Source organism: Geobacter sp. AOG1 (assembly GCF_019972315.1).
Classification (GTDB): Bacteria; Desulfobacterota; Desulfuromonadia; order Geobacterales; family Geobacteraceae; genus Geomobilimonas.
On sequence record NZ_BLIZ01000001.1, the window covers coordinates 90967 to 103998 of the forward strand.

At 57.3% G+C, this 13032-nt stretch carries 8 protein-coding genes; 7 read left to right on the plus strand and 1 reads right to left on the minus strand.

Annotated features, from left to right (window positions below; all coding sequences use genetic code 11):
• Positions 1-41 precede the first annotated feature (41 nt).
• The gene (locus LDN04_RS00435) at positions 42-1571 is read left to right on the plus strand and encodes a YifB family Mg chelatase-like AAA ATPase (protein ID WP_223905247.1); all 1530 of its coding nucleotides are present in this window, start codon (positions 42-44) and stop codon (positions 1569-1571) included.
• Positions 1572-1626: 55 nt separating this feature from the next.
• Here the strand turns inward: LDN04_RS00435 and LDN04_RS00440 are convergent, their stop codons facing one another.
• A complete protein-coding gene (locus LDN04_RS00440; RefSeq protein WP_223905249.1) occupies positions 1627-3225 on the minus strand; it encodes a sigma 54-interacting transcriptional regulator in 1599 nt (532 codons plus the stop codon).
• Positions 3226-3419: 194 nt separating this feature from the next.
• On the opposite strand from LDN04_RS00440, the gene LDN04_RS00445 reads away from it, so the two are divergent.
• The 6 genes from LDN04_RS00445 (at position 3420) to LDN04_RS00470 (ending at position 12945) form a co-directional block, all read left to right on the plus strand.
• Positions 3420-4052, plus strand: a complete 633-nt coding sequence (locus LDN04_RS00445; protein WP_223905251.1) for an FMN-dependent NADH-azoreductase — start codon at positions 3420-3422, stop codon at positions 4050-4052.
• 130 nt (positions 4053-4182) lie between these two features.
• Positions 4183-5409 (plus strand): efflux RND transporter periplasmic adaptor subunit, encoded by a 1227-nt coding sequence (locus LDN04_RS00450; protein ID WP_223905252.1) that lies wholly within the window; start codon positions 4183-4185, stop codon positions 5407-5409.
• A 26-nt stretch (positions 5410-5435) separates the two neighbouring features.
• Positions 5436-9863 carry an efflux RND transporter permease subunit gene (locus LDN04_RS00455; protein WP_223905255.1) on the plus strand — a complete coding sequence of 1476 codons (4428 nt, stop codon included), beginning with the start codon at positions 5436-5438 and terminating at the stop codon, positions 9861-9863.
• 143 nt (positions 9864-10006) lie between these two features.
• Positions 10007-11284 (plus strand): alpha/beta fold hydrolase, encoded by a 1278-nt coding sequence (locus LDN04_RS00460; RefSeq protein WP_223905257.1) that lies wholly within the window; start codon positions 10007-10009, stop codon positions 11282-11284.
• 119 nt (positions 11285-11403) lie between these two features.
• Complete coding sequence (locus tag LDN04_RS00465; protein WP_223905259.1) at positions 11404-12066, plus strand: VacJ family lipoprotein; 663 nt, start codon at positions 11404-11406, stop codon at positions 12064-12066.
• Between the two features lie 90 nt (positions 12067-12156).
• Positions 12157-12945, plus strand: coding sequence for a CBS domain-containing protein (locus LDN04_RS00470; protein WP_223905260.1), 789 nt, complete (start codon positions 12157-12159; stop codon positions 12943-12945).
• The last annotated feature ends 87 nt before the right edge of the window (positions 12946-13032 follow it).

Here is a 13032-nt window from a genome sequence, read left to right on the forward strand (position 1 = left end):
AGTGTACATTAGCCGCCTCTCACTATTTTCAGGGAGGTGACATGCTCGCCAAGGTCTTAAGCAGCGCCCTGCTCGGCATCGACGCCATTCCGGTCGACGTGGAGGTGGATATCGCCCAGGGGCTTCCCCAGTTCGCCACCGTTGGCCTCCCGGACGGCGCGGTCAAGGAAAGCAAGGACCGCGTCAAGTCTGCCCTCAAGAACGCCGGTTATGACTTCCCCCAGCGAAAAATCACCGTCAACCTCGCCCCTGCCGACCTGAAAAAGGAAGGAACCGCCTTCGACCTCCCCATCGCCATCGGCATCCTCGCCGCCACCGGCGTCATCAAGAGTCCGCGCCTGAACGACTACCTTATCCTGGGGGAGCTCTCCCTGGACGGAAGCATCAAGCCGGTCCGGGGCTGCCTCCCCGTGGCCGTTGCCGCCCGCAGGGCAGGCTTCGCCGGCATTATCGTCCCGCGGGACAACGCCCCCGAAGGTGCGGTCGTGGAAGGGGTGGAGGTCATCGGCGTGGGTGAACTGGCCGAAGTGGTGGAGTTTCTCAACGGCACCCGGGCCATCCCCCCCTGCACGGTGAATGTGGAGGAGCTGTTCCGGCAGAATTCGGACTACAGCGAGGACTTCGCCGAGGTGAAGGGGCAGGAGCACGCCAAGCGGGCACTGGAGGTGGCCGCCGCCGGGGCCCACAACATCTTGCTTCTCGGGCCTCCCGGTTCCGGCAAGACCATGCTGGCGCGCCGCATCCCCTCCATCCTGCCGCGCATGTCCTTCGACGAGGCGCTGGAAACCACCAAGATCTACAGCGTCATGGGGCTCCTGGAACGGGAGCGCGCCCTTATCGCCAACCGCCCTTACCGCGCCCCCCACCACACCATCTCCGATATCGGTCTCATCGGCGGCGGCAATACCCCGCGGCCGGGGGAGGTCTCCCTCTCCCACAATGGCGTCCTCTTCCTCGACGAGCTTCCCGAGTTCAAGAAGCACGTCCTTGAAGTTCTGCGCCAGCCCCTGGAGGACGGACGAGTCACCATCTCCCGAGCGCTCATGTCCATCACCTACCCGTCCCGCCTCATGCTCGTCTCCGCCATGAACCCCTGCCACTGCGGCTACAGCGGCGATCCCCAGCACCAGTGCTCCTGCACCCCCATCATGATCCAGCGCTACCGCTCCCGTATCTCCGGGCCACTGCTGGACCGGATCGACATCCACATCGAGGTCCCGGCGGTGAAATACAGCGAACTGGCCGACCGGCGGGAAGGAGAAAGCTCCACGGTGATCCGGGAGCGGGTGGAACAGTCACGGGAGATCCAGCGGGAAAGGTTCCGGGGGACGAAAGTCCACTGCAACGCCCACATGCCCCCCCGCTTCATCCGGAAGTTCTGCGAGCCGGACTCCGCCGGCCACCGGATGATGGAACTGGTCACCGAACGACTGGGCCTCTCCGCCCGCTCATACACCCGCATCCTCAAGGTAGCCCGGACCATCGCCGACCTGGCGGGGAGCGACGGCATCCGGGAGAACCACATCTCCGAGGCGATACAGTATCGGAGTCTGGACCGGAAAAGTTATTGAGTTTCTCATGTAAACTTGCGCTTTATCTAGGCCCATCACAACCCTTGCAAAGTCTTCATCCCTTGCTTTCCCGGCCCCGGCGACGATAGCTGATGCCGAGTTTGTCCAAGCGCGAACGCAGTGTGCTTGGGTTGATGCCCAGCATCTCAGCCGCGCCTCCGGGACCATCGATCTTTCCTTTTGCCAATTTAAGTACCTCAGAGATATGCACTGCGTTTGCCTCGTCCAGGTTGAGTGGATAAAGTGAGCGGTTATTGCCGGCGTCGAGCGGCAAATTCCTGTGTTCCGAGACTGGCAGAATCGTGCTGAAGGTCAATGGTCCGCCACGATGTAGAATGAGCTCACGCTCGACCAGGTTCTCCAACTCCCGAACGTTGCCGGGCCAATCGTATTCCATGAGCCGCTGCAATGCCCCCGGCGCGATTGACGGGGGCACCCCGATGCCGAGGTCCATGCTCCTGACCGTCACGAAGTGGCGTGTAAGGGCCGGCACGTCCTCTTTCCGCTGCCGCACCGGCGGCACTATGATGGGAAAGCCGCTCAATCGGTACCAGAGGTCCTCGCGGAAGCTCCCCTCCACCACCATGCTTTGCAGGTTGCGGTGCGTTGCCGCGATCACCCGTATATCGACGGGGATCGGGCGCTTTCCGCCAACTCTCTCCACTTCGCGGTTTTGCAGCACCCGTAGCAGCCGTACCTGTGCGTTCGGCGGGAGCTCGCCGATTTCATCCAGAAAGATCGTCCCGCCATCGGCCCGCTCGAAACGCCCCCGGCTCTCGGCCACCGCCCCGGTAAATGCCCCTCTCTCATGCCCGAAGAGCTCGCTGTCAATCAGGTTTTCCGGCAAAGCGCCGCAATTCACCGTGATGAAAGGTCCATTCCTGCGCGGCGAGGAGAAATGAATCGCGTTGGCGATCATCTCCTTGCCGGTCCCGGTCTCGCCAAGGATGAGCACGGTGCTGTTGAGCGGCGCCACCTGGCGCACCATCTCCATTACATTGCGCAGCCCCGTATTGCCGCCGATGATCCCGTCCGCGGCGTCACCGTACAACTCCCGGTTCAGGAAGCGCTTGTCGTCCAATAGGATGGCCTGGTAGCGGAGTACCTCCTCGTGAGCGAGGGTGTTGGCAAGGGCAATAGCAAACGGCTCCGCAAGGCAGCCGGCGAGCTCAAGATGTTTTTCACCGTAGCGTCCCTCTCCCGATGCGTGCAGGGTCAGCCCCCCGACCAGCTCCCCCCTGATGCGCAAAGGGACGATCAAGTGCGTGTTCCCTTCTACTTTCATCATTGGTGCGAGCGCGCCAAGAATCTCATCCTTTTCGATGTCCACGATAAATGGCTCTGAAAAGTTCCGGGCGGCAATCTTCCGCAGCATCCCTTCCGGCAGTGGGACGAGTTGGGGAGGAAGAGCGACATTTTCAGAGGCATGTTCAATGCGCCGGATCGCTCCCAGCCGCTCGTCTATGATGAAGAGGACCAACGCTTCGAGGGGGAATTGCTCCTTCAGATACTCGAAGGCACTGAGCAACGATTTTTTTATTTCCAGGCTGCTGCAGATTCTGAGGGTTATCTCCCTGATAAATTCGTCGCGGCCGACCATACCCATGTCGCTTTCCACGCTGGCGGTTCCCCTTCCTTCCGTTATTGTCCCCATCTGCTTTTAGACCTCCCGCCAAAATCCACGACATTTCGCATTATACCAGTCTTCCTTGATATTTCGCAATACCAAAACATGAAATATCGCAGACATGTAAACTCTCGCTGTGTAACTACCTGAAATAATGCAATTAAACTGGTTGGCACGCATATCGCTATTACGAGAACACTATCAATACAAAGGAGCACATCATGGCCAATCTGCTCTATGTCACCTGCAATGTCAGACCTCGGGATAGATCTCGTTCCCTTTCGTTGGGGTACGAATTCCTTGATGAATATCTGCGCAGGAATCCACGTGACGAGGTGCAACTTCTCGACCTGTACCGCGATGGTATCCAGCGCGTCGATCAGGACGTGTTCAACGCCTTGGGACGAATCGAGCAAGGCAAGGACTACGTTCTCCTCCTTTCGGAAGAAGAGCGGCGCAAGATGAGCCGGCTCTGGCGTCTCGCCGACCAGTTCGGCCGGTGCGACAAATATGTCTTTGTGACCCACAGCCTCAACCTCTGGTTCACGGCCGAGTTCAAGATGTACATTGATGCGATCTGTATCCCCGATCGGACCTATCGTCTGACGCCTGGCGGGGCGGAAGGAATACTTTCCGACCGGCACAGGAAATCTCTGCATTTGCATGCCGGTCCGCCTTTCAAGTTCGGGCAGGAGCATGACCTGAGCGCACCCTATCTGCGCTCAGTGCTCGGTTTTCTCGGGGTGGCACATCATGAAACGGTGTTCCTTGAGGGGGACGACCCGGAACAAGGGTCGAATGAGGAGTACGAAGCGGTTCGGCACAGGCTTTTGGAACTGGCCCGGCGTTTCTGAGAGGAGCACGGAATGGGATTTGTCGTTTGATCCACCTTTATCATAGGGCTTCTGGTCGTAATCATCGCTTTTGGACTGGCACAAATAGTTGTCGAAGCAATAGAGAAATTCAGGAAAAGGAGTATCAGCAATGAAAAGTAATCTTACTTCCGTTCTCAAGGCCGTAGGCCTGTCACTGTTGGGAGTTTCAATGACTGCCTGCACCGGTGAGCCGCACAAGAAGGAAGCGAGCAGCGATGCAGTCCCCGTGGCCGTGGGAAGGGTCCAGAAGATTCAGGAGCGGGAGACGATCTCCGTAAGCGGGACGGTCTCCACACAAAACTCTCCGGCAAGCGTTTCGTTTCTTGTTTCCGGCAAAGTCGTGTTCGTGGGCCCGCGCGAAGGGGAATACGTAAAAAAGGGGCAGGTTTTGGCTCGAACCGACCCCACCGATTTTAACCTTTCTGTAAAGGGAGTCGCAGCTCAGGCGGCCACCGCTCAAGCAGTTCTGGAAAAGGCAATGAACTCCGCAAGGCCTGAGTTGCTGGAGCAGGTCCGTATCGGCTTTGAACGGGCTGAGGATGAGTATCGGCGCATGAAGATGTTGTACGACTCCAAGAGCCTGGCTCCGAATGACTTCCAGAAATACAAGGCCGCCTATGAGCGCGCAAAACAGGAGTACGAGCAGGCCAAGGCCGGAGGGCAGAAGGAAGACAAGGCCCTGGCGAAAGCGAGCTACAACCAGGCTGCCGCTCATCTTGAGGTCGCCAGAAAAGCGCTATCCGATGCAACCCTATGTGCCCCTATCAGCGGTTACATAGCAAAACGGTCCATGGAGCCTGGCGATACCGCCGCTCCGGGGCGTCCCGTATTCGAGATCGTGCAGATAGACCCGGTAGAGGTTAACGTCGGGGTGCCGGAAACGGATGTGCACCTCGTCAGGATCGGCCAGAAAGCGGACATAACCGTTCCTGCCCTCCCCGGGAAGACGTTTCAGGGGACGGTACGGGTCATAAATATTTCCGCAGACTCCAGCACCCGCACCTACATGACCAGGGTCATAGTGGCGAATCCAGAACACTCCCTGCGGGTGGGGATGGTAGCGGAAGCAACCATCCGCGGTGATCAAATGGTGTCCATGGTGACCCTCCCCGGTGATGCCGTGGTACGCGATCCGCAGGGAGCAACGCAGGTGTACGTCTACTACCCCGACCAGAAGCGCGTGTACGCCAAACGCGTGGAAATCGGAGCGGCAGTCAACAGGAACGTCGAGATAAAGAGCGGGCTTTCCGGTAATGAACTGATTGTTCTGGCCGGCCAGAGCAAACTGAGAAATGGGCTGACCGTAACAGCAACAGAACAGACGGTTCGGAAATAAACCGCAATAGCGAGAGGATTAATTGTATGAAACCGATAAAGTTTTCGCTTCGCTATCCCGCCGTTACCCTCATATTGACGGCACTGGTTGTCATGGTCGGCATTCATGCCTTCCTGAAAATGCAACGGACTGAAGATCCGACGGTCACCATCAGAACCGGGCTGGTGGCCGCGATGTATCCTGGAGCGACCTCCGAGCAGGTGGAAAAACAGGTCACGAAGACCCTTGAGAAGCATATCTTCAAGTTTCCCGAGGTGAGGAAGGAAAAGACCTATTCCACGAGCCGTCCCGGCGTGGTCATCATCAACGTGGAACTGGAGGACAACGTCAAGAACTCCGACGTCTTCTGGGCCAAGCTGCGCCACGAGTTGAATGTGGTGAAGAGCACCGAACTCCCCGCCGGCGTCATGGGGCCGGTGGTGGACTCCGATTTCGGCGATACGGTCGCCATGCTGGTTGCCGTCCATGGCAAGCGGTACGGATATCGGGAACTGCAGGACTTTACGGACAAGATCCACGATGAGATGCGCACCGTCCGCCAGGTGGGGAAACTTGTCACCAACGGGAATCAATCGGAAGAGATCCTGATCACCGGCAGCCTGGAAAGGATCTCGCAGTATTTTGCCGATCCGCGCCAGATAGCGAACGCCCTGAGAGCACGAAACGCCATCCAGAGCGGAGGGAATTTCGAGGCCGACCGGTCGAAGATCCCCATGAGGACCACGGGGATTTTCAATACCGAAAACGAGATACGGAACGTGCTCGTGGACGTCTCCAAGGATGGCCACCCTCTCTATATCAAGGACTTCGCCAACGTGGAGCGCAGGTATCAGGACCCGACCTTCATGGTGCGCTACGACGGCGACCCGTGCCTGCTCCTCTCCGTCGAGATGCAGAAGGGGAAGAACATTGTCGAACTGGGTGAACAGCTGGATACGGTCTTCCAGCGCCTCAAGGTGCTCCTTCCCCCCGACGTGCAGCTGGACCTGGTCGCCAACCAGCCGGGGGTGGTCAAGGAACGGATCACGAACCTGAGCCACGAATTCCTGCTGGCCATCATTTCCGTGGTTATCGTCACCATCTTACTCCTGCCGCTGCGGGTCGCTCTCATCGCCGCGCTGGCCATACCGGTGACCCTGTGCGGCACCCTCGGCGTCATGAGCGCGGTGGGGATTGCGCTGCACCAGGTATCCATTGCTGCGCTCATCATGGTCCTGGGGATCGTGGTGGACGACGCTATAGTCATTGCCGACAACTACGTCGAACTTTTGGACCATAAGGTGCCGAAGGCCGAGGCGGCCTGGCGGTGCGCCAGCGATGTCTTTGTCCCGGTCCTTACCGCGACCATCACCATCATTGCCTCCTTCCTGCCACTCCTGATCATCACCGGCTCGTCCGGCGAATTCATCATGGCGCTTCCCATCGCCGTGGCGATCGCGTTGGCGGTATCCTTCATCGTGGCGGTCATGCTGACCCCCCTGCTCTGCAGATTCTTCATCAAGAAGGGGCTGCATGACCATGATGCCGCTGAGACCCACGGCAAGGAGAAGAAGAGCCTGCTGGACCGGCTCCAGGATACCTACGGGGTCTGGATCAACATCTTCATGAAAAGGAAGTGGCTCGCCTTCACCCTCGGGGGGTGTGCCTTCGCCTTCGGGATCATGCTCTTTGCCCTGGTGCCGCAACAGTTCTTCCCTTCGGCCGAGCGCGACCAGTTCGTGATCGATGTCTGGATGCCCCAGGGGTCGAGGATTGAGGCCACCGACGCGGTCATGGGGCGGATCGAAAAAACTCTTGCATCGAGCAAAGGTGTCGCCCACTACGCCACCTTCGTCGGGCAGAGCTCCCCGAGATTCTACTACAACGTCAACCCCCAACAGCCCGACGGCGCCTACGGACAGTTCATCGTCAATACCGCCTCGATAGAGGACACCACGCGACTTGTGAAGGAACTGCGCCCGGCGCTGGCGAAAGTGGCGCCGGAGGCGATGGTGATCGTGAAGGAGCTCCAGCAGGGAGCCCAGACGGAGGCACCCATCGAGGTGCGCATCTCCGGCGATGACATCGGCGAATTGAAGCGGCTGGGGGAACAGGTGCAGGGAATTCTGGAGGGCGTATCGAATGCACAGTATGTGTTCCGCGACTACTTCAACGACTCGTACATGGTGGACGTGAAGGTCAACGACGAACTGGCCAACCGTCTCGGCATCACGGACGCGTCGGTATCGCAGACCATGGCCGGGGCATTCGACGGCAGTGCGGTGAGCACCTTCTGGGAAGGGGATCGGCCGGTCAGCATAAAACTGCGGCTGGATCAGTCCTCCCGCTCGAAGTTCTCGGATATCGGCAATACCTATCTCAACTCGGAACTGACCCGCGCCAGGGTCCCGCTCCGCGCCGTTGCCCAACTTGCACCGGAGTGGCAGACCAGCAGGATCGTGCGCAGGAACGGCGTACGCACCCTGACGATCCGGGCCTTCGCAAAGCCTGGGCACTACGCCTCGAAAATACTGGAGGAAGCAATGCCGAAGATCAATGCGCTGGAATTACCGGCTGGCTACCGGATCGACTACGGCGGCGAGAAATTTAACCAGGACGAGACCTTCCCGCAGATGGTCGGCGCCCTTGGGATCAGCCTGGTGGTGATCTTCCTGGTGCTGCTGGTGCAGTTCAGGAATATTTCCGACCCGCTTGTGGTGATGGCCTCAATCCCGCTCACCCTGTTCGGGGCGATCTTCGGGCTCCTCATCACCCACAACCCCTTTGGCTTCACCGCGTTCATGGGTCTCATCAGCCTGTGCGGCATCGTGGTGAGAAACGGCATAATCCTGGTGGATTACTGCAACGAACGGGTCGCCGAGGGAGAAACCCTGGAGCAGGCGGCACGGGACGCGGGGACCAGGCGGCTGCGCCCGATCTTCCTCACCACCATGGCCGCCGCGGTGGGGGTGACCCCGATGATCATCTCCGGGTCGAGCCTCTGGAGCCCGCTGGCAAGCGTCATCGCCTTCGGCCTCATCTTCTCGATGTTCTTCACGCTCCTGGTCGTCCCTGTCATCTTCGTGGTCGTTAAATCCCGCTCTGCCAGGGGTGGGGACTGCAAGCCGGCGGTTGCCGTCATTGCGGTGATCGCACTATGTGCCCTTCTCGCAACGGGAGGGGAGGCCTCGGCAGAGCCGGTGAAGCAATCCCTGACGCTGTCGCAGGCGGTTGAACTGGCTCTTAAGCAGAACTCGGTGCTCAAAATCGGCCGGGCAAAGGTGACGGAGAACGACCAGAAAATCGTGTCAACACGGTCGCAGTATTTCCCTCAACTTTCCAACAACACGAAGTTCATGGCGTTGTCCGACAAACAGCAGATAAACATACCGGCGGGCAGCCTGGGAAATGTCGGAGGCGGGCAATTTCCCAGCAACGATGTGAAGTTAAGCCAGAGCCGCTCTTCCGTCCTCTACAGCGAAACGACCCTCGCTCAACCGATAACGCAGCTGCTCAAGATACATGAGGCCAATCAGATTGCCCGGGCAGATCGGGGCATTGCGGATGCCGAACTAAACAAGGCGGCAAACGAGACGGTTCTTACAGTGCACCAGCTCTACTATGCCTTGCTGGTTGCGCACAAGGAGAGGGATGCTGCCCAGGCCTCACTGACTGCGGCACAAGAGAACCTGCGCGAGGCCGGGGAGGCGGTAAAGGCGGGGAACGTGCTCGATGTTGCAGTAATCTCGGCGAAGGCCAATCATCTCCAGGGCAGACAGGCGCTCATTGCGGCTGAGAACCGCATCTCGGATGTGACCTCGGAGCTCAACGATCTCTTGGGGCTGCCAAGCGACGCTATCCTTGAAGTGACCGAGACAGGTTTGCCGGAGTTGACGGCACTGGCAAAGGACCAGTCTTATGAGGAGGCGCGGGCCAGAAACGGCGAACTGCTTTCCGCTCGTGAAACGCTGGAAAAGTCGCGCCACGCCGTGCGAGCGGCAAAGTACGAGTACATTCCCGACGTGACGATCTTTGCCAAACACGGCTACCAGGATGGAGCGCCGTTTGTCGAGAAGAACGTCGGCATCTTCGGGGCTGAACTGACGTGGAACATCTTCGACTGGGGGAAACGGAAAGGCGAAATCGGCCAGCGGGTTGCCCAACAGTCACAGGCGAAAGAGAACCTGGCCCGGATAGACAAGCGGATCGGAATCGAAATTGACAAGGTGTACCGGAAGCTGGAGCGCTCGAAACAGATGGTGGAAGTCGCCAATGAGGCGCTTTCCTTATCGAAGGAGAATGCGCGGCTCAGCGAAAACGGTATCAAGGCGGGGACTGTCACGACAGCAAAGCATGCCGAAGCGGTTGCTGCACTGAGAAAGGCGGAGATGGAGGAGTTGCAGGCTTCATTGGAATACCGGCTGGCCCGGGCCGAACTCGACCGCATCACAGGCATGCTCGCATCAAGACGGTAGGGATATCAGCTGAGTGAGGCGAAGAGGCATGCCACGTAGTGACTGGAGACAGAAGTGGAAGGTAAATCGTCGAATGAAGGTGAATCGCAACCAAAGTGCCCAAGGTTGATAACGGCGTGGTCAGCTGAGAGAAGGGATTACCTATGAAAATTGCAAGAAGTGTCCTCATTGTCTTCCTCCTGCTTATGCCAGCTTTTGCATGGGCCGACGATGCTGTTTACCGTTACCCGATCGACGACTCCTACGCGGCGACGATTCTGGGCACTCCGCAGAACTTGAGGCCGGATACTCGTGTTGAGGTTCCGGTCAAGACCATGGTCCTGGAAACGGACCAGAAAAAACCGGAGATCTTCTTTTACGACCGGGGGCTGCGCTACACAGTGGCGTTTCAGGACCGGAAGGCTCCTCTGATCTTCCTCATTGCGGGGACCGGCGGCAGCAGCAAGTCGGCGAAAATAGTCGCCCTCATAACAAACTTGTACCACGCGGGGTTCCACGTAATCGCGCTTCCCTCTCCGACCTTTTCCAACTTCATCATCAATGCCTCTACCACCCATGTCCCGGGAAATCTGCCCGAGGATGCAAATGATCTCTATCGGGTCATGGAGCAGATCTGGAGCCAATCAAAGGGGCGCATCGACGTCACCGATTTTTCCCTTGCCGGATATAGTCTCGGCGGGACCGAGGCCGCCTTCATCGCCAGACTGGACGAGGAGCGTAAGGTCTTCGATTTCCGCAGGGTGCTGATGCTCAACCCGGCGGTAAGCCTCTACACTTCCGCTTCGAGGATAGAGGGCTTGCTGGAGCGCATCCCCGGAGGCCCCAGAAGGATCGGAGCTTTTTATAACCGCGTCATGGAGAAAAGCACCGAATATTATCGCAAGGGTGACTTTGTTGCCATCGACGACGATTTCCTTTTTGCAGCGTACAAGGCTCAGATCCTGAACCGGGACGAAGCCGGGGGGATGATTGCAGTCTCTTTCCGCATCAGCTCCGCCGGGATGATTTTCGCTTCCGACGTTATGACCCATGGCGGCTACGTGGTGCCGAAAAACAGGGAGTTGAAAAACAGCGATTTGCTTGAAGATTACTTCTGGACCTGTCTACATCTTTCCTTCCTGGACTACTTCAACGAGTATTTCATCCCCTATTTGCAAAACAGGCGCCCCGGCCTCACCAAAGAGGAACTCCTCGAAGCGTTGAGCCTCAAGAGCATCGAAAGTTACCTCGCCTCCTCCGCCAAGATAGGGGTGATTACCAACGAAGATGATTTCATCCTGGCTCCGGGCGAACTCGACTATCTGCGCCGGGTTTTCGGCCCCCGTCTCAAGGTCTATCCCCGGGGCGGACACCTCGGCAATCTCGAATATCGGGATAACATGGCCTTTCTGATCGATCGGCTGCGCTCATCAACGTGGTAAGTAAAGTGGGGGACGGTATGTACAGCAACGCGATTAAGTTGATCATCATCACATTTCAGGTTCTGCTACTTTCCGGCTGTGCCGGTAGAGTCGCTCTCCTCCCGGGCGAGGTGCCTCCAATGCACACAGTGAGCGAATTCAGCGACGACGAGAATGTTTCGCGCACTCGGGATCCATGGGAAGGCCTCAACCGGAGCATGTACAAGTTCAACTATGAAGTGGACCGGTTCGTATTGCTTCCGGTTGTGACCGGATACGAAAAAGCTGTCCCAGGGTTTGCCCGGACCGGTGTCAGCAACTTTTTCGGCAACCTCCGTGAGATCAGGACCTTTTACAACTGTATCCTGCAAGCAAAAGGAAAGAAGTCACTTGTGACCCTCGGGCGTTTTGTGACGAACTCGACCATCGGGATCGGGGGGCTCTTTGACCCGGCAACCGCCTTCGGGATGAGGAGGGAGCACGAAGACTTCGATCGGACCCTGGAAAGCTGGGGGGTCGGCACCGGACCGTATCTGGTTCTGCCCATTCTTGGTCCCAATACGGTAAGGAGCGCGGGCGGATTTGCGGTCGACGGTGGGGTCCGCTGGGCAATCGCCAACGCTATCGATCCCTTCGGCGGGACAGGGGCTCCCACTGAGATCGAAACAGGTATAACCGGTCTTGAAACGGTGGATCTGCGTTACCGGGAAAGTTTCCGGTATTACGACAGCGACTATCCCTTCGAATACTACATGGTTCGCTACATCTTCAGTGAGCGGCGAGAGTTGACAACCATCAGGTAGACGGCAGCCGAATTCCACGTAAGCTTTTCGTTCGTTGTGTGTCTGTAGGTACGGGTGGGAAATGAAATCGCGGAATAAGGAGTGATCTGCATGAAAAGTGGAAGGGGAGAAGAAAAGGTGTCACCTTCAGCATACGCCGACCCGATATATCGCATTAGCAAACTTGCTTCTTCAGCTCGCAAGCCTCTTTCCGTATCACCTGACACTAAATTGGAAGAAGCTGTCACTCATATGCTCACAAATGACTTTTCTCAGTTGCCGGTGATGACGAGTGGAAGAGACGTCAAAGGTGTGATTACGTGGACATCTATCGGTAGTCGCCTGGCTATGGGCAAGAATTGTTCCGTAGCTCGCGAAGTAATGGAACAACACCATGAGATTCGTTCTGATGCATCGCTTTTTTCTGCAATCAGTATAATCGCTGAACACCAGTATGTGTTGGTTCGTGGACACGATCAGAAGATTACCGGCATCGTGACAGCAAGTGATCTGAGCTTACAGTTTCAACAACTGGCAGAGCCATTCCTGTTGCTTGGAGAAATAGAAAACCACGTGCGACGAGTTATCAGCCAACGGTTTACTCCCACAGAGTTAGAATCTGCAAAAGACCCGACAGACTCGAAACGCGTAGTAACCTCCGTTGCAGATCTTACTTACGGAGAGTACATAAGGTTGCTTGAAAACCCGGAACGATGGGACAAGCTGAACATTACCGTTGATCGTAAAACCTGTATAGAGAAGTTTGAGAATGTACGGAGAATCAGAAATGACGTCATGCATTTTGACCCGGACGGAATTCCCGAAAAGGACTTGACAACACTTCGTGAGTTTGCCCGCTTCCTTCAGAGGCTACATATTATTGATGTAATAAATGTTTAAGTAAGGTCACACAGACAGTTGAGGAAGATAGAACCATGGGAAAGTTTGGGGAAATATTGCAAAATCTCGTTGTATGGCTTAGCAAAG